This window comes from Micromonospora sp. C81 (assembly GCF_018070425.1).
Taxonomy (GTDB): domain Bacteria; phylum Actinomycetota; class Actinomycetes; order Mycobacteriales; family Micromonosporaceae; genus Micromonospora; species Micromonospora zamorensis.
On the sequence record NZ_JAGPXS010000003.1, the window covers coordinates 162,759 to 180,266 of the forward strand.

The following is a 17,508-nucleotide window of genomic DNA, read 5'->3' on the forward strand; positions in this document are numbered from 1 at the left end:
CGGCGTGCCTCCGTTCAGCGCCGTACCCCCCGGTGGCCTCCCGCCATTCGTCGCGGACCTGCACATCCACTCGAAATACTCGCGCGCGTGCAGCCGCGACCTCACGCTGCCGAACCTCGCGTGGTGGGCCCGGCGTAAGGGCATCGGTCTGCTCGGCACCGGCGACTTCACCCACCCCGCCTGGTACGACCACCTGCGGGAGACCCTGCGCCCGGCGGAGCCGGGGTTGTACCGGCTGGACGCCGAGGCGGAACGGGACATCGCCCGCCGGCTGCCGCCGCGGCTCGCCGGGACGGCGGAGGCGGACCCGGTCCGGTTCATGCTGAGCGTGGAGATCTCCACCATCTACAAGCGGGACGACCGGACCCGCAAGGTGCACCACCTGATCTACCTGCCGGACCTGGACGCGGTGGCGCGGTTCAACACCGCGCTCGGCCGGATCGGCAACCTCGGCTCAGACGGCCGGCCGATCCTCGGCCTGGACTCCCGCGACCTGCTGGAGATCACCCTGGAGGCCAGCCCGGACGGCTACCTGGTGCCGGCGCACATCTGGACGCCGTGGTTCTCCGCGCTGGGCTCGAAGTCGGGCTTCGACGCGATCGCGGACTGCTACGCCGACCTGGCCGAGCACATCTTCGCAGTGGAGACCGGTCTCTCCTCCGATCCGGCCATGAACTGGCGGGTCGGCAGCCTGGACGGCTACCAACTGGTGTCCAACTCGGACGCGCACTCCCCGCCGGCCCTGGGCCGGGAGGCGACGGTGCTGACCGCCGAGCGGGACTACTTCGCCGTCCGGGAGGCGCTGCGGACCGGCGACGGCCTGGCCGGCACGATCGAGTTCTTCCCGGAGGAGGGCAAGTACCACGCGGACGGGCACCGGCTGTGTGGGGTCAACTGGTCCCCGGAGCGCACTCGCGCGGCTGGCGGGCGCTGCCCCGAGTGCGGCAAGCCGCTCACCGTCGGCGTCCTCAGCCGCATCGAGGAGCTGGCCGACCGACCGCAGGGGCACCGGCCGACGCACGCCCGGGACGTCACCCACCTGGTGCCGCTGGCCGAGATCCTCGGCGAGATCAACAAGGTGGGTGCCCGGTCGAAGAAGGTCGAGGGGCGGTTCAACGAGCTTCTCGCCGCGCTCGGCCCTGAGCTGGAGATCCTGACCACGACGCCACTGAGCGACATCGCGCAGGCGGGTGGCGAGCTGCTCGCGGAGGGCATCGGGCGGTTGCGGCGCGGCGACGTCCGCCGGGTGCCGGGTTACGACGGCGAGTACGGGGTGATCACCCTCTTCGACCCGGCCGAGCTGGGCGCCCACGCGGGCACGGCACAGGAGACGCTGTTCGACGTACCCGTGCCGGCGCAGCGGCGGCCCGCGGAGCCGGCGGCCAAGGCCACGGCCAAGCGCCCGGCGGCGGCCAGGGCGGAGCCGAAGCGCAAGCCGGTCCCCGCGCCGGCGCCGCCGATCGCGTCGCCGCCGTCTCCCCACGAACCGTTCGAGCCGATGCTCTCCGGGATGGAGGAGGTCGGCACCGGCCTGCTGGACCGGCTGGACGCGATGCAGCGGGTGGCCGCCTCCGCACCCGGTGGTCCGCTGCTCATCGTGGCTGGTCCGGGCACCGGCAAGACCCGGACGCTCACCCACCGGATCGCGTACCTCTGCGCGGAGCTGAACGTCTTCCCCGAGCACTGCCTGGCGATCACGTTCACCCGACGGGCCGCCGAGGAGCTGCGGCACCGCCTCGACGCCCTGCTCGGCCCGGTCGCCGAGGACGTCACCGTCGGTACGTTCCACGCGCTGGGGTTGACCATCCTGCGGGAGAACGCGGACGCGGCCGGCCTGCCGGTCGACTTCCGCATCGCCGACGACGCCGAGCGCGCGGCCGCCCGCGCGGAGGCGGGCGACGACATCGCCAGCTACGCGGCGCTGCTGCGCAAGCAGGACCTGGTCGACCTGGACGAGCTGGTGAGCCTGCCGGTGGAGTTGCTGCGGGCCGATCGGAAGCTGGTCGCGCGCTACCGGGACCGCTGGCAGTGGATCTTCGTCGACGAGTACCAGGACGTGGACGCGACGCAGTACGAGCTGCTGCGGCTGCTCAGCCCGGCGGACGGCAACCTGTGCGCGATCGGCGACCCGGATCAGGCGATCTACTCGTTCCGGGGCGCCGACGTCGGCTACTTCCTGCGCTTCTCCGCGGACTTCACGGACGCGCGGTTGGTGCGGCTCAACCGCAACTACCGCTCGTCGGCGCCGATCCTGGCCGCCGCCGTGCAGGCCATCGCACCGTCCTCGCTGGTTCGTGGCCGGCGACTGGACCCGGCCCGGCTCGACCCGGAGGCCCCGCTGGTCGGGCGCTACCCGGCGGCGTCGGTGGCCGAGGAGGCCGACTTCGTGGTCCGTACCGTCGACGAACTGGTCGGCGGGCTGTCCCACCGCTCGCTGGACTCGGGCCGGATCGACGGCCGGTCCACCTCGTTGTCCTTCTCCGACATCGCCGTGCTGTACCGCACCGACGCGCAGGCCGCGCCGGTCGTCGACGCCCTGACCCGGGCCAACATCCCGGTGCAGAAGCGGTCACACGACCGGCTGCGGGACCGGCCCGGGGTGGCGGCCATCGCCCGCGAGCTGCGGCACGCCGACGGGCTGGCCGGCTCGCTGGCCGCCCGGGTGCGGCTGGCCGGCCAGGTGGTAGCGGAGCGGTTCGCCGTGCCCACCCTGGACGGCGCCGCCAGCGCCGTCCGTCCGGATGACGTCCGCTCGGCCGTGGACCTGCTGACCCCGCTGGCCCGGCGCTGCGGCGACGACCTGGAGACGTTCCTGTCGCAACTGGCTACCGGAGCGGAGGTGGACGCGCTCGATCCGCGCGCGGAGGCGGTCACGCTGCTCACCCTGCACGCCGCGAAGGGCCTGGAGTTCCCGGTGGTCTTTCTGGTCGGCGTCGAGGACGGGTTGCTGCCGCTGCGCTGGTCGGGCTCCACGCCCGACGAGGACGCGGTCGCCGAGGAACGGCGGCTCTTCTTCGTCGGCCTGACCCGCGCCCAGGACCGGCTGTACGTCACGCACGCGGCCCGCCGGACCCGGCACGGTGTGGAGCGGGACTGCGCCCCGTCACCGTTCCTCGGCGTCATCGACCCCGGCCTGTTCGAGCGGTTCGGTGAGGCAGAGCCGCGCCGTCCGAAGGACCGCCAGCTCCGGTTGATCTGACGATCGCCACGCCGTTCCGGCCACGGTGCCGGCGATCTGTCCGGTGGGGCGCCGGGGCATCACCCTGAGGAACGCCGGTCAGCCGACGAGCACGCCGAGCCACGCGCCAGCAAGCAGAGCCGGCCCGAGTGGCAGCAGCGTGTCCCGGCGTACCCGCCGCGCCGCGAGCAGACCGAGCACCAGAGCACCGTGCAGCACATGCGCCAGGATCAGCCCGGTGAGCAGGGCGTCCCGGCCCAGGCAGCCAAGCGGCAGGCCGAGGACGGCAGCGAGTTTCACGTCTCCGAAGCCCAGCCGGGAGCCGGGGAGCAGGGCCAGCAGCACGTGCGCCGCCCCGGCGACGGCCGAGCCGGCCAGCGCGCCGAGCAGCCGGTCCGGGTCGTCGGCCAGCACCGCCACGCCGGCCAGGCCGGCGAGGGCCAGCAGCCCGGCGGCGAGGACGAGCGGGTTGGGCAGCCGCAGGCAGGCCAGGTCGACCGCAGCCAGCACCAGCCCCACCGCCGCCAACGCGAGGAACACCGGCAACGCCGGGTCGTCACCCCGAGCTACGGCGAGGCTGCCGTACACGACGGCCGCCACCGTCGGGCCGAGCAGGACCCAGGCACCGCGCACAGGTCGCGGCCGGGCTGGCGGGGTCGCGAAACGCCGGGCCAGCGGGGGTACGACGAGACCGACCAGCCCGCCGAGCAACGCCACCCCGACCAGTGCAGCGGTCGGCATGAGCCGGACGTTAGCTGTGGTCGCCCGTCGGCGCGGTCCCCGATCGCGCTTCCGCGCTCACCCGACGGGGGCGTTCGGTGCTCACCACCAGGGCCACCCCGGCGACGATGACCGCACCGCCGAGCAGCACCTGCGGGGTGATCGGCTCGGCGACCAGCAGCGCGCCGAGGGCCACCGCGACCGCCGGGTTGACGTAGGCGTACGTCGACACCAGCGAGATGGGCGCGTTGTGCAGCAGCCAGACGTAGGCGGTGAACGCGACCAGCGAGCCGGCCACCATGAGGTAGCCCAACGCCAGCCAGGATCGGGTGCTGACCGCGGCCGGGTGGAAGTCCCCCAGTTCGCCCCGACCGGCGGCGACGACGGCCAACACCAGCGCGCCGGCCACCATCTCGTACACCGTGGCCACGAAGGGGTCGGCCGGCATCCGGATCCGTCCGGACAGGAACGACCCGACCGACCAGGAGGTGGCCGCTGCCACCACGGTCAACGCCCCCACCAGCGGTACGGCGTCCGAGCTGCCGGCGGGCAGCACCAGCAGGACCAGACCGGCGAAACCCACTGTGACCCCGGCGAACGTCCAGAGCGGCGGCCGGTCCCCGTTGGCGGAGCGCAACAGCACCACGAGCAGCGGGACGGTCGCGACCAGCAGCGCGGCGATGCCGGAGGGCACCGCCACCCCGGGCGGTCCGGATTCGGCGAGCACCACCAGTCCGTTGCCGCCGGCGAGCAGGAGCACCCCGACCAGCGCGGCGGAGCCGAGTTGCCGGCGGTCCACCCGCAGTGCGCCGGGTCCTCGGCGGAGCCGCAGCACCGCCGCCAGGATCAGTCCGGCCACGGCGAACCGCAGTGCGGCCGACAGCAGCGGCGGCAGCGTCTCCACTGTGATGCGGATGGCCAGATAGGTGGAACCCCAGAGCAGGTAGACCACGATCAACGCGGTCCAGATCAGGGTCGGCGTGGCGCCGGCGCGGCGGCCGGCGAGGGCCGCGGCGCTCGGTGGAGGTGAGCTCATCAGTGGACCACGCTACGGTGACCTCGGAGTCGGCGTCCCGCATTGGTGGCCGGCCTCTCACCACTCGTGCAGGAGGGCGGCATGACGAACTACGGACCACCGGGTGGCGGCAACCCGGGACCGTGGCGTGGACAACGACCCGACGAGACGCCCGGACGGCCGGTGCAGCAGCCGTACCCGCCAGCAGCGGAGCCCTACCCGCCGGCGGTCCCGTCCTACCCGCACGCACCCCAGGGGCATCCCGGGCCGTACAACGGCCCACCCGCCGCGCCCTACGGTGGCGGAGCGCAGCCGCCCTACGGCCGTGAGCAGGGTGCCCCCTACGGCGGGGCCGAGACGCCCTACGGTCGCGAACCCGGTGCGCCCTACGGCGGCTCGTACGGGTCGACAGGGGTGAACCCGACGTACGGCGGGCAGCCGTACCGGCCGGAGGGCGATCCGTATGGCGGCGATCCCTACGGTGGCGATCCGGCTCCGGCACCGGGCCGGCGCGGTCGAGGGCCGCAGATCGCGGTGCTGGCCGTCGTACTGCTGCTGGTGGTGGCCGGCGGTGCGTTCTGGTTCCTGCGCGGGCAGGGCGACGACGCGGCGCCGGTGACCGCGCCGTCCGGTTCGGCCGTCGCCGGTGAGCCCAGCGCGGGCACGGACGCTGCCGAGCCGGCGCCGAGTGCCGCAGCGCCGGAGTCGTCGGCCGATCCCCGCTTCGCCAAGGTCGGCCAGTGCGTCCGTAACGAGGGCGCCGCAGGCGGCAAGCCCAAGTTGGTGATCAGCGGTTGCGCCGCCAAGTCGTACGAGGTGCTGAGCCGGATCGACGGCGCCACCAGCGGCGAGCGGGACGCCGAGGCCAAGTGCGGCAAGGTCGAGGGCTACACGAACTGGTACTTCTTCGACAGCGAGCTGGACACTCTCGACTTCGTCCTCTGCCTCAAGCAACGCTGAGACCACCCGGGGATGACATGACGACCTACGGACCAGCGGGCTCCGGTCAGCCGGACGACCCTTACCAACGCCCACCCACCGGGTCCGACGGCTCGCCACCGGTCGATCCGACAGTGCCCCAGTGGGGCCCGCCGCCGCCCGCCGAGGATCCGACCCGGCAGGAGTGGGGCCCGGCACCGAGCGGTGGGGAGCCGCCCACCGCGCCGATGTGGGCGCCCCCACCCACCTCCGGCCCGGGCTATCCACCGCCCGGTCCGTTCCCGCCCGCCGGTCCGATGCCGGGTCAGCAGCCCACGCCGTGGGGCCAACCGCCTCCCGGCGGCTACGGGATGCCGCCCGCCGCACCGGTGAAGAAGACCGGCGGCAGGATCGCCCTCATCGTCACGCTGGTGGTGCTGCTCGTGCTCTGCCCGTGCCTCGGCCTGGCCGGTTGGGCGGTCTGGAAGATCGCCGACGCCAGCGACGACGTCGCGCCCAGGCCGTCGTCGAGCGCGCCGGTCTTTCCACCCGCCCTGCCCAGCGACGCACCGCCGTCGGCGGCACCGACCCCGGACCGGGAGTTCGCCAGGGGCGACTGCGTGGTGAACGAGGGCACCGAGGAAAACGCGGAGCTGCGCAAGGTGCCGTGCGGTCCGAACACCTACCAGGTGCTGCTGCGGATTCCGGCGACCACCGACGGGGACCGGTGCGAGACGCTCGCGCCGCAGGCGACCGCGAACTACGTGCACGACAACTCGGTCGACCTGTTCGACTACGTGCTCTGTCTGAAGAAGCGGTAGCCCACGATTGCCGAAACTAGGGCTGTCTAGCGTCCAAGCTAGACAGCCCTAGTTTTGTCTCGACGGTGTCGACACGCCGGTAGCCCCATCTATCCATGTCTAGCCCCGCAGCTAGATGGCCCGATACTCTCCGATGCGTGGATCCGGTCCGCAACCCGTACGCGCCGGGCGCCGGCCAGCGCCCGCCCGAACTCGCCGGGCGGGGGCGGGAGCTGGACGTCTTCGACATCGTGCTGGAACGCATCGCACGGGGACGCCCCGAACGCAGCCTGATGCTCACCGGGCTGCGTGGCGTCGGCAAGACGGTCCTGCTCAACACGCTCCGGTCGCAGGCGATCAACCGCCTCTGGGGCAGCGGCAAGATCGAGGCACGTCCGGACCAGTCGTTGCGTCGCCCGGTCGCCGCCGCGCTGCACATGGCGGTCCGGGAGCTCGCCCCCCGACACCGCGCGCCCGATCGGATCGACGCGTTCCTCGGCGTCCTCAAGGCCTTCGCCCAACGATCCGCCCCGACCGGGCGGGCCGGTGCCGCCCCGAAGCTGCGCGACCGGTGGCAACCCGGCATCGACGTGCCGGCGGCCAGCGGCCGAGCCGACTCCGGCGACATCGAGATCGACCTGGTCGAGTTGCTCAGCGACGCCGCCGCGGTGGCCAGTGACGTGGGCACCGGCATCGCCATCTTCATCGACGAGATGCAGGATCTCGGCCCGGAGGACGTGTCGGCGCTCTGCGCCGCCTGTCACGAGCTGTCCCAGCTCGGCGCGCCGCTGATCGTCGTCGGCGCCGGACTGCCGCACCTGCCGGCGGTGCTCAGCGCCGCCAAGTCCTACTCCGAACGGTTGTTCCGCTACCAGCGCATCGACCGGCTCGACCGGATCGCCGCCGACCAGGCGCTCTGTGCGCCCGCCGAGCGCGAGGAGGTCGAGTACGAGCAGAAGGCACTCGACCTGCTCTACGAGAAGTCCGGCGGCTATCCCTACTTCGTCCAGGCGTACGGCAAGGCGACCTGGGATCACGCCCCGCGCTCGCCGATCACCGCCGCCGACGTACGGGTCGCCGCGCCCGAGGCGGAGGCTGAGCTGGCGGTCGGGTTCTTCGGCTCCCGGTTCGAACGGGCCACCCCCGCCGAACGCGAGTACATGCGGGCGATGGCCATGATGTCCGCGGTCGAGGGCGAGTCCGGGGCGGTGGTCCGCGACGACATGGATGCGGCAGTGCCCACCGCCGAGATCGCCCGGGCCCTCGGTCGCAAGCCCGCCAGCCTCTCGCCGGCGCGGGACGCGCTGATCAAGAAGGGGCTCATCTACTCCGGTGAGCGGGGCACTGTCGCCTTCACGGTGCCGCACTTCGGCAGGTACCTGCGCACCCAACCGGCCTGACCGCCGACCGGGGCGACGGGGTCAGACCTTCGACCAGGGCGTCGGAAAGAGCACCTCGCCGCGGGGCGGGGGGCCCTCCTCGCTGGTGGACGGCGGCAGCACCAACGCCTGCCAGGGCTCACCGAGACCAGCCCACGGGCCCGTCAGGCCCAGCTCCGTTGCCGGGCTGAAGCCGAACCGGCGGTAGAAGGCCGGGTCACCGAGGACCACGACCAGCCGCTCGCCCAGCTCGGTGGAGGCGTCCAGTGCGGCCTGCACGACCGCCGTGCCGTGCCCGACGCGCTGCCGGTGCGGTGCGACCGCCACCGGGCCGAGGGCCAGCACGGGCACGTCCGAGCCTCGCTCCGGCCGCACACGCACCCGGGTGAGCAGCGCGTACCCGACGACCTCGCCGCCGTACTCGGCGACCATGGCCAGCTGCGGCAGCCAGGCGGGGGTGCCGCGCAACTCGTTGACCAGGATCACCTCCGGCGGTGTTGCCACGTCGGGGCGGGCGAAGGCGGCGGCCAGCACGCGGCGTACCGGGCCGGCGTCGGCCGGGTCCTCGGGGCGTAGCCGCAGCGTGGTCACCCGCGCGACGTTACCCTCCGCAGCCGGTCCATCCGTGACGGTCGCTCGAATCGGCGTGGCGCACGTGTACGAGCACCGATCCGATCCGGCCGTTGGCGGGGTAGCAAACGTCGCGAAGGGGTATGACTGATCCATGACGCCCGTACGCTCCCTCGCCCGAGTCATGCTGAGCGGCATTTTCGTGGTCAGCGGTTACCGCAACCTCCGTTCCCCGGAGCGGCTGGCCAAGAAGGCCGCGCCAGTGACCGACCGGGTTGCCCCGACACTGCAGAAGTTGAACCCCCGCATCCCCACCGACACCGTGCAGCTGATCCGGCTCAACTCGGCGGTGCAGCTCGGCGCCGGGCTGATGCTCGCCACCGGACGGCTCACCCGGCCCGCCGCACTGGTCCTCGCCGGCACGATTGTGCCGACGACCATCGCCGGGCATCCCTTCTGGAACGACGACGACCCGGTCACCCGTGACACGAACAAGGTCCACTTCCTGAAGAACCTCGGTCTCCTCGGGGGTCTGCTGCTGGCCGCGGCCGACACCGAGGGCAAGCCGGGTCTGCGTTGGCGCACCGGCCACCGCATCGGCCATTCTCGACGTTCCATGCAGCGCGCCGTCCGTACGGCCCGGCGCGAGGCCCGGATCGCCGTCCGATCCGCCTCCACCGCACGTCGCCTCCCCGGCTGACCTGCGTCGATCCGTCTCCGTGCCACCCCCACCCCCGCTAAGGCCGCGAATTACCTGAACCACCCGGTAGGCGTTAACGCGGTGGAAATGTCAAAAACATGTGTGGGATCGGACACGGTCGCATAACGCGGGAGGCACTGACGTGAGGCGCCGTTCTAGGCTCCGTGCAGGACCTGGACGGGTAGGACGACCTTGGTATGGGGGTGGCCACGCCATGCCGACGGCTGTCGGTAGACGGGCGGACCGCCTCGCCCCAATCCAACGCGTGACGCGTGGGATCGATCGCAGGAACGTCGTACGGGGTGCCATCGTGGCCGCCGTCGCCTACGCCGCATGGCTTGCCATCGGCACCTTCGGGCGGCCGTACAACTTCTTCGACATGAAGATCTATCACGGTGCCGTGGTGTGGTGGGCGAGCGGTCATGAGCTCTATGAGTTCATCGCGCCCGGAACCACACTCGGTTTCACCTACCCGCCCTTCGCCGGTCTGGTCATGCTGCCGATGGCGCAGCTCCCGATCGGCATTGCCGGCATGGTCAACGCCGCCGCCAGCATCGCCGCGTTGGCGCTGGTGCTGGCCGGGTTGCTCCGCCCCATCGTGGATCGGCTGGCGTGGCCACTGTGGTTCGTCGTGGCCCTGGCGGTGCCGCTCGCGGTCGCCATCGAGCCGGCCCGGGAGACCCTCGGCTACGGCCAGGTCAACATCCTGCTGTTCGCGTTGATCATGGCGGACCTGATCGGCCTGCGCTGGCGCTCCCGCCGGGGCACCCACTACGCCGCGACCGACGGTCCCCTGCTGCGCTTCCTCTACGGCGGCGCCTGGGCTGGCGCGGGCATCGGCTTGGCCACCGCGGTCAAGCTCACCCCGGCACTGTTCATCGCCTACCTGCTGATCACCCGCCAGTGGCGGGTGGCAGCCACCGCCATCGGCACCACGATCGGCGTGACGGTGGCGAGCTTCGCGATCGTCGGCGACGAGTCGCGGGCGTACTTCGGCAGTGTGCTCTGGCAGACCGAACGGGTCGGCGCGGCGGACATGACACCCAACCAGTCCCTCGCCGGTCTGCTCGCCCGGCTGTACGACTCGATCGAAACCCCCGGGCTGCTCTGGTTCGCCTTCTCGGTGCTGATCCTGGCGCTGGGCCTGTCCCGGGCGGCGAGTTCCCGTGCCGACGGTGACGAGCTGACCGCGTTCACGCTGGTCGGCCTGACCGCGAACGTGATCAGCCCGATCTCCTGGACCCACCACCTGGTCTGGGTGATCCCGGCGATCATCGTGCTGGCCGACGCCGCCGTGCGCCGCCGGGAGGCCAGTCGGGGGATGCCACAGCGCACCGGCCAGGGGACGGTGTTCGGCGGGCTGCCCGGGGTCAACGGGCTCCGCCCACCGATCTGGTATCCCACTCTGACCGGGCTCCGTCACGGGGTCGCCGCGATCGGGCTCTATCTGCTCTTCCTGATCTCCCCAATCTGGCCGTACGAGCACCAGCTACCGGAGATGTCGCACTACCAGGACGGTCTCTTCGGAGCGCTGATGGAAAACTCGCTCGCGGTCGCGCTGATCGTGCTCGTCGCCGCGCTGCCCTGGCGGCCCGGTGCGGAGCCGGCGTTCTACGGCGAACGGATCACCAGGGCCGTGCTGGCAAACGGCCGCCGCTGAACGGTCAGGGGCAGTTGACCCATTCCTCGGTGCCATCGGTGAAGACCTGCCGCTTCCAGATGGGCAGGCGCGCCTTGACCTCGTCGACCAGCCGGGCGCAGGCCGCGAAGGCCGCCGCCCGGTGGGCGGTGCTCACCGCGGCGACCAGCGCCACGTCACCGATCGCCAGCGGGCCGACCCGGTGCGAGACCGCCACCGCGTAGACGTCGGGCTCCGCAGCGATCTCGGCGGCCACCTCGCGCAGCACCTGCGCGGCGCTCGGGTGCCCCTCGTACTCCAGGCTCGTGACCTGACGCCCATGGTCGTGGTCGCGGACCACGCCCTGGAAGGAGACCACGGCTCCGGCCCGACGGTCGGAGACCGCCGCCTCGTGGGTGGCCAGGTCGAGCGGCTGGTCGGTGACCTCGCCGAAGGTGATCGCCGGTGCGGTCATGAAACACGCTCCCCAGGAAGCAACGGCAGTGGCACGATGGGCACCCGGTCACCCGGCTCGCCGCTGGTGCCGGGCCTGATGACAGCGAACCCGTCCGCGCCGGCCAGGCCACGCAGCATTGCCGAACCGACGTGTCGCACCGGAGTCGCGGTGCCGGCGGCCCGGTCCAGTCGGACCAGCGCCAGGTGGGTGTGGTCACCGCGACCGGGCACCGCCTCGGCCAGGGTGACCTGCGGCAACACCGGCATCGAACGGCCCTGCAGACCGGCGAGCAGCGGCGCCACCAGCGACACCAGCGCGACGATGGCGGACTGCGGGTTGCCCGGCAGCCCCGCCACGAAGCGGATCCGCCCGTCGTGCCCGGCCAGCCGGGCCAGGAGCATCGGGAAACCCGGCCGGACCGCGACCGTGTTGACCACGTAGTCGGCGCCCAGCGCCTCCAGGGTCGGGTGCAGGTGGTCGACCGGGCCGTTCATCGTGCCCCCGGTGGTGCACACCAGGTCGGCGCCGGCCAACGCCGAGCGCAGGGCCGCCACGTGCGCGGGCAGCGTGTCGGCCACCGGGCCGACCACGTCGGACGGGCGGATCTGGCAGCCGTACCGCCGCAGCCACCCGGGCACCGCCGGGCCCAGCGCGTCCCGGACACGACCGGCTGCCGGCGGGCCGGCGGTCAACAGCTCGTCACCGAAGACGAGCAGCGCGGCGCGCGGCGCTCGTCGGACCCGCAGTGTGTCGTGCCCACAGGAGGCCGCCAGGCCGATCACCGCCGGGTCGACCGGCGTGCCGACCGGCAACAGCTCCTCATCGGCGTACGCCTCCTCGCCGGGTTGCCGCCACTCGGGCGTCTCCCGGGGAGTGCCGCTGACCAGACCGTCGACGGTCGTGGACTCCTCCACGCGCAGCACGGCGCTGGCACCCTCGGGCACCATGGCACCGGTAGCGATCTCGACGGTCGTGCCGTCCTCGGTGAGCGGCGCGGGGGTGCTGCCCGCCAGCACCCGGCCGACGACCCGCCACGGGCCGGTGCCGCGCACCGCCCAGCCGTCCACGCTGGAGGTCGGGAAGGCGGGCAGGTCGGTGCGGGTGGTCAACGGCTCAGCAAGGGTGGACCCGTCGATGTCGGCCAACGGTCGGGCGACGGCGGGCAGCGCGGCGGCCAGACCGACCGCGTAGACCCGCGACCGCGCTTCCTCCCAGCCGGCTGGTGGAGGTGCGACGACCCGATCCGCGGTGGGTGCGGTTTCCGTGCTCACCGACCGAGCCTATCGGCACGGACCGACACCCGTCGGGGCCTGGCGTGGACCGGTCGGTGGGCGCAGCCGCGAACCTCAGTGGTCGCCGCCGCGCAACTGGTCGACGGTGTGCCCGAGGATCGGCCCGAGCACGGCCAGGCCGTCCCGGGCGCCGCCGGTCGAGCCGGGCAGGTTGACCACGAGCATCCGACCAGCCACCCCGGCCAGACCCCGGGACAACACCGACGTGGGCACCCGGTCACGGCTGTGCGCACGGATCGCCTCGGCGATGCCGGGGATCTCGTAGTCGAGTAGACCCCGGGTCACATCCGGTGTGCGATCCGACGGGGTCACCCCGGTGCCACCACTGGTCACCACCACGTCGACACCGTCGGCGCGGGCGGCCTGCAAGGCGGCACCAACCGGCTCACCGTCGGGCACCACCACCGGCTCGTCGACCTCGCACCCCAGCTCGCGCAGGCCGGCGACGAGCAGTGGACCGCTGGTGTCGGCGTAGACACCGGCCGCGGCCCGGTTGGACGCGACGATCACCCGCGCCCGGATCACGGCCGGTCCTCCGGCCGGACCCACTCGCCGGTCTTGCCGCCTTCCTTGCGCAGCACCCGGACTGCCTCCACCGAGGCCGCCGGGTCGACCGCCTTGACCATGTCGATCAGAGCGAGGCCGGCGACGGCAACCGCCGTCAGCGCCTCCATCTCCACCCCCGTGCGGTCCGCCGTGCGGGCGGTGGCCGTGATCTCCACGGTGTCGGCGGTCAACTGCAGGTCGACGGTGACGCCGTGCAGGGCGATCGGGTGGCACAGCGGGATCAGATCGGGAGTGCGTTTCGCCCCCATGATCCCGGCCAGCCGACCGACCGCCAACGCGTCACCCTTGGGCAACCCGTCACGATGCAGCAGGTCGATGACCTCGGGTGTGGTCCGCAGACGGCCGGCGGCCACGGCCAGCCGGCCCGTCACCGCCTTGGCGGAGACATCGACCATGCGGGCCGCGCCAGCACGATCGACGTGGCTGAGCTGTGCGGGTTCGGTCACGGTCGTGAGCCTATCGGTGCGGTACGACGGCGTTCGGAAGGAGCGGCGTCGCGCTGACCGCCGCGCCGGGTGCTGACGGCGCACCGGTCGGACGCCGCTCCTTCCTCGCCGACCCGCCGCCGAGGTCGCTGGGGGGACCTGGCAGCGGGTACGTGTCGACGACCCGGTTCTGCCCAGGGGCAGAACCTCCCCCGTTCGTCGATACGGCCGAGAAGCTACCGGGCGCGGCGATAAGAAATCGATAAACGGCGTTCAGGCTGGCCAGCGCTCTACGATCAGGGTTGGTCAACCAACTCGGCGAGGCGGCGCTCGGCCTCGATGCGCTCCGGCACGCCCATCCGCCGGAAGATCGCCAACGCCCGCTCCCAGTGCCGCCGGGACTCGGCCGGGTCCGTGCGGGAGAAGTGTTCGGCCAGCCCGGCCAGAGCGCGTCCCTGCTCATACGGGTGCGCGATCCGAGTCGCCAACCGCAACGCCTCCTGGTGCCTCTCGAATGCCTCGCCACCTTGTCCCTGCGCCAGCAGGGTGCGGCCGAGTTCGTTCAGCGCAGCCGCCTCGACGTGTCGTTCCCCCGACCCGATCGACAGCTCCCGGGCTGTTTCGTGCTCCTGCTGGGCCTCGCTGAGACGGCCCAGACCGCGGTAGGCGATCCCGAGATCGTTGCGCACCTCGGCCTCGGCGTACCGGTGGCCGCTGCGCTCCCGCAGCGCCAGTGAAGCCATCAGGATCCGGATTGCCTGTGGACGATCGCCCATGCGAACACGCACTGCGCCGATGTGGCTGAGTGCGTTCAGCGTGTGAAAGTCGTCGGAGTTCGTCCGAGCCCACGCCAGGTGCAGGCGGTGCATCCGCAACGCTTCCTCGTAGCGCCCCAGGGCCGTCAGCGCCAAGCCAAGATTCGGCAGCAGGATGGAGCCGCCGGTACTCCCATAGACATTGTCCCGCAGACACTCGAGGCCGAGCTCCACCGACTCGGACAGGTGGCCGCTCCACCAATAGACAGCGGCGAGGTTCGCGCGGTACCGGGCGGCGTTCAGTACGTCCCGCGAGTTGCGGGAAAGGTCGACCGAACGTGTCAGGTGGTCAAGCGCCCCCCGCTTGTTCCCGGTACGAACGTAGGCGGAGGCCAGGTAGTTGTTCATCAGTGCCAGTGCATCAGCGTCCCCGGCAGCCTCCGCCGCCTGCAGCCCAACACGGTGGGTCAGAATGATGTCCTCGAAGTACCCGCGGATGTAGCAGAATCGCCAGAGGGCACGGGCCAATTGCCAGCAGTGCCGGTAGAACCCCGACTCGTGCGCCGACACCACCATCGTCACCAGGTCCGTCCGCTCGGCCTCCACCCAGTCAGCGGTCGGCTCTCCGACGGCCTCGACGAGCTCGAGCTGTCCGGACGGCATGTGCGTCACCTGGGATCTGATGACGCCCGGCTCCAGCAGATCGGCGACCCTCAGAACCGCCTCCAGCGTGAAGTCGAACAGTCGAGCCAGTCCGCGTCGGCGATCGTCGGAGGAATCGGCGTGGGAGCAGAGTTCGATGGAGTACTGGCGCATGAGGTCATGCAGCCGATACCGCATTGAGTCCAGGTCCTCCACCAGGTTCCGGTCGACGAGTTCATCGAGCGCCGCATGAGCGTCCGCCAAGGTCAGGCCGGTCAGGGCGGCGACCACCGGCGGGCTGAAGCGATTACCGGGATACAGGCCCAGGAATCGGAAGACACGCTTGGTCGAACCCGGGAGAGGCTCGTAGGAGGCGGCGAAGGCACCGGTGACAGTGCTCTCTTCCTGAGCCAGGTGGTGCAGCACCAAAGGATCGCCGGCCAACTGTTCGACAAGGTCCGCCAACCGCCAGCCGCGCCGATGCGCCAGTCTGGCACCGGCGAGCCGGATCGCCAGGGGAAGGTGACCACACCGCCGAACCACCTCGGCGGCCGCCGCCGGCTCGGCCTCGACCCGGTCCCGGCCAACGCTCAGACTCAGAAGATCCATGCTCTCCTGTGGGTTCAGGAGCGGAAGCGTCCGAGACGTTCCGACATCCGGGTGGAACAGACGTCGTCGCGAGGTCACCAGCACGACGGTGGTCGGCTCGGTCGGCAGCAGGGGCATTATCTGTTCGCTGCTCGCGGCGTTGTCCAGAACCACGGCCGACCTCCGCCGGCCCAGTTCGTGTCGCCACAATTCCACTCTGTCGTCGAACTCCACCGGAACGCGGTCGGCCGGCACGCCAAGCTGTCGGAGCAGGGTGACCAGGGCACTCGCCGGCTCCACCCGGTGCTTCTCGCCATGCCCGCACAGGTCGATGAACAACGCGGCGTCCGGGTATCGGTCGGACAACTGGCGGGCCAGGTGCACAGCGAGGGCTGTCTTGCCACTGCCCGCCATGCCATCGATGATGTGCACCGCCGGCACCCGTGCCTCAACCCTCCGGGTCTCCGCCAGCAGTCGCGACACCACATCCTCCCGTCCGACAAAATCGGTGACCGCCCGAGGGAGGTGATCGACCGGGGTGATCTGACCGGATTGTTCGGACGGCGTAACAGCCCCCACATCAGCCGCGACCGCTGGCGAGCGCCCCACGCCGATCCCTCCTCTGAAGGCGACGGCGCGCGCCGGGCCCGGGCGCGACACCGCCGCGACGATCGAGCGGCGCAACTCTTGGAGGTTGCTTCCGGGTCCTACACCCAACTCGGTGACCAGCTTCGTGCGGATCTCGTCGTACGCCGTCAGCGCCTCCGCGTTGTCGCCGCGCTCAAACAGAGCCCGCATGAGCAGGAGGTAGGCCGGCTCACGGAAAGGGTGGCGGGCCACCACGCCACGCAGGAGCGGAATCGCCAGGTCGTCCCGGCCCGATCGCAACTGGACGTCGGCAAGAAGCTCTACGGTCAACAACCGATCCTCTTCGGCGGTGACGGTTCGAGCGGTTAGTACGGGTCCGAGCGGAATGCCGGCGAGCATTGGACCCTTCCAACGGGCCACAGCTCGCCCCAACTGCTCCCGAGCTCGATCCAGATGGCCGGCTGCCAGCGCCTCCCGACCAGTGCCCCGCTCCACCTCGAAGCAGAAGAGGTCAATCACTTCTGGGCGTACGTCGAGTCGATAGCCGTTCCGATGTCGCGCGATCGACGCCTGACTGTCAGGGAGAGCCTCGAAAGTCCGGCGCAGATTGGCCGCATAGGTCCGCACATTAGCCACGGCTGATCGCGGTGGGCAATCGACCCATAACTCATCTACGAGGTCATCCAGTGTCACCAGCCGACCGGGCTGCACTGCGAGCATCGCGAAGATTGCCTGCTGTTTGGGCGTACCGAGGCGCAGCATGCGGGTAGACAGTTGCACCGAAAGACCGCCCAGAACCTGAATCTCCACCGGTCCCCTGTTCCAGCCGTGCCAGGTATTCAGTCGATCACGCAGCGAAGTCTACGACCCTCTTCGGTGACGCACTGCTCACGAGGCGAAGGGGGATGGCTGTTGGTGACCTCAGGATTACCGTGAGGAGGGTCGCTTGATTGCCCTATCCGCAGCGCACCATGTCGGCAGCAAGTTGCATCGGCACCAGCGGTTCCGCGTCGTGGCCCTCGAGCCACTCGAAGACTGACGCCTTTACCCCGTCAGCCTGACACCTCGAACGCGTCAACTCTGCCCCTGCCGCGTTGATGCCTCTCCAAACTCCGGATGAGGCAACTCCTGGGGTGCCGCAGACCTAGCGAATAACGCGACCATTACCTCGTCCGATACCGTCTGCAGTTGGCAGCTGTCCCACGAATCCAGCATCGGGCCAGTTCGACCGCACTCCGTTCAGCAGCGATGGACAGAACGTCACAAAAAACCTCCAACTTGGCTAATGTTGCGCAT

Annotated in this window: 14 protein-coding genes; 6 read left to right on the forward strand and 8 right to left on the reverse strand. The window is 71.3% G+C overall.

Annotated elements, in window-relative coordinates; all coding sequences use genetic code 11:
- Window positions 1–4 precede the first annotated feature (4 nt).
- Window positions 5–3,199, forward strand: a complete 3,195-nt coding sequence (locus tag KBX46_RS06945) for a UvrD-helicase domain-containing protein (protein WP_210791712.1) — start codon at window positions 5–7, stop codon at window positions 3,197–3,199.
- 78 nt (window positions 3,200–3,277) lie between these two features.
- Here the strand turns inward: KBX46_RS06945 and KBX46_RS06950 are convergent, their stop codons facing one another.
- Both KBX46_RS06950 and KBX46_RS06955 read right to left on the reverse strand, forming a co-directional pair.
- Entirely contained in the window at window positions 3,278–3,919 is a 642-nt protein-coding gene (locus KBX46_RS06950) for a prepilin peptidase (RefSeq protein WP_210791713.1), read from the reverse strand.
- A 10-nt stretch (window positions 3,920–3,929) separates the two neighbouring features.
- Window positions 3,930–4,934: an EamA family transporter gene (locus KBX46_RS06955; RefSeq protein WP_172862131.1), complete on the reverse strand. Its 1,005-nt coding sequence runs from the start codon at window positions 4,932–4,934 to the stop codon at window positions 3,930–3,932.
- Window positions 4,935–5,327: 393 nt separating this feature from the next.
- Between KBX46_RS06955 and KBX46_RS32385 the strand changes: the two genes are divergently transcribed.
- The 3 genes from KBX46_RS32385 to KBX46_RS06970 all read left to right on the forward strand — a co-directional run bounded on the left by KBX46_RS32385 (window position 5,328) and on the right by KBX46_RS06970 (window position 8,031).
- On the forward strand, window positions 5,328–5,873 hold the full coding sequence (locus KBX46_RS32385; RefSeq protein ID WP_374224948.1) for a hypothetical protein: 546 nt from the start codon (window positions 5,328–5,330) through the stop codon (window positions 5,871–5,873).
- A gap of 329 nt (window positions 5,874–6,202) precedes the next feature.
- Window positions 6,203–6,652 carry a hypothetical protein gene (locus KBX46_RS33095; protein ID WP_099856845.1) on the forward strand — a complete coding sequence of 150 codons (450 nt, stop codon included), beginning with the start codon at window positions 6,203–6,205 and terminating at the stop codon, window positions 6,650–6,652.
- Window positions 6,653–6,789: 137 nt separating this feature from the next.
- Complete coding sequence (locus tag KBX46_RS06970; RefSeq protein WP_210791717.1) at window positions 6,790–8,031, forward strand: ATP-binding protein; 1,242 nt, start codon at window positions 6,790–6,792, stop codon at window positions 8,029–8,031.
- A 21-nt stretch (window positions 8,032–8,052) separates the two neighbouring features.
- On the opposite strand, the gene KBX46_RS06975 is transcribed toward KBX46_RS06970, so the two are convergent.
- The gene (locus KBX46_RS06975; protein ID WP_088950758.1) at window positions 8,053–8,601 is read right to left on the reverse strand and encodes a GNAT family N-acetyltransferase; all 549 of its coding nucleotides are present in this window, start codon (window positions 8,599–8,601) and stop codon (window positions 8,053–8,055) included.
- 133 nt (window positions 8,602–8,734) lie between these two features.
- On the opposite strand from KBX46_RS06975, the gene KBX46_RS06980 reads away from it, so the two are divergent.
- Window positions 8,735–9,280, forward strand: coding sequence for a DoxX family protein (locus tag KBX46_RS06980; protein ID WP_088950759.1), 546 nt, complete (start codon window positions 8,735–8,737; stop codon window positions 9,278–9,280).
- Between the two features lie 214 nt (window positions 9,281–9,494).
- The gene (locus KBX46_RS06985) at window positions 9,495–10,940 is read left to right on the forward strand and encodes a glycosyltransferase 87 family protein (RefSeq protein ID WP_210791724.1); all 1,446 of its coding nucleotides are present in this window, start codon (window positions 9,495–9,497) and stop codon (window positions 10,938–10,940) included.
- Between the two features lie 4 nt (window positions 10,941–10,944).
- Here KBX46_RS06985 and KBX46_RS06990 read toward each other — a convergent pair whose 3' ends face one another.
- The 5 genes from KBX46_RS06990 to KBX46_RS07010 form a co-directional block, all read right to left on the reverse strand.
- Window positions 10,945–11,373 (reverse strand): molybdenum cofactor biosynthesis protein MoaE, encoded by a 429-nt coding sequence (locus KBX46_RS06990; RefSeq protein WP_210791726.1) that lies wholly within the window; start codon window positions 11,371–11,373, stop codon window positions 10,945–10,947.
- Window positions 11,370–12,626, reverse strand: coding sequence for a molybdopterin molybdotransferase MoeA (locus KBX46_RS06995; RefSeq protein ID WP_210791728.1), 1,257 nt, complete (start codon window positions 12,624–12,626; stop codon window positions 11,370–11,372). The genes KBX46_RS06990 and KBX46_RS06995 overlap by 4 nt, the downstream gene beginning before the upstream one ends.
- 75 nt (window positions 12,627–12,701) lie before the next feature.
- Window positions 12,702–13,172: a molybdenum cofactor biosynthesis protein B gene (locus KBX46_RS07000; RefSeq protein WP_088952101.1), complete on the reverse strand. Its 471-nt coding sequence runs from the start codon at window positions 13,170–13,172 to the stop codon at window positions 12,702–12,704.
- Window positions 13,169–13,660, reverse strand: a complete 492-nt coding sequence (gene moaC / locus KBX46_RS07005) for a cyclic pyranopterin monophosphate synthase MoaC (protein ID WP_141911911.1) — start codon at window positions 13,658–13,660, stop codon at window positions 13,169–13,171. The genes KBX46_RS07000 and moaC overlap by 4 nt, the downstream gene beginning before the upstream one ends.
- Window positions 13,661–13,935: 275 nt before the next feature.
- Window positions 13,936–17,022, reverse strand: coding sequence for a BTAD domain-containing putative transcriptional regulator (locus KBX46_RS07010; RefSeq protein WP_210791730.1), 3,087 nt, complete (start codon window positions 17,020–17,022; stop codon window positions 13,936–13,938).
- Window positions 17,023–17,508: the final 486 nt, after the last annotated feature.

Bases quoted from the DNA above. Each gene is read 5' to 3' on its own strand.
- KBX46_RS06950 (WP_210791713.1), bottom strand. From the start codon at position 3,919: ATGCCGACCGCTGCACTGGTCGGGGTGGCGTTGCTCGGCGGGCTGGTC.
- KBX46_RS06955 (WP_172862131.1), bottom strand. From the start codon at position 4,934: ATGAGCTCACCTCCACCGAGCGCCGCGGCCCTCGCCGGCCGCCGCGCC.
- KBX46_RS33095 (WP_099856845.1), top strand. From the start codon at position 6,203: ATGCCGCCCGCCGCACCGGTGAAGAAGACCGGCGGCAGGATCGCCCTC.
- KBX46_RS06980 (WP_088950759.1), top strand. From the start codon at position 8,735: ATGACGCCCGTACGCTCCCTCGCCCGAGTCATGCTGAGCGGCATTTTC.
- KBX46_RS06985 (WP_210791724.1), top strand. From the start codon at position 9,495: ATGCCGACGGCTGTCGGTAGACGGGCGGACCGCCTCGCCCCAATCCAA.
- KBX46_RS06990 (WP_210791726.1), bottom strand. From the start codon at position 11,373: ATGACCGCACCGGCGATCACCTTCGGCGAGGTCACCGACCAGCCGCTC.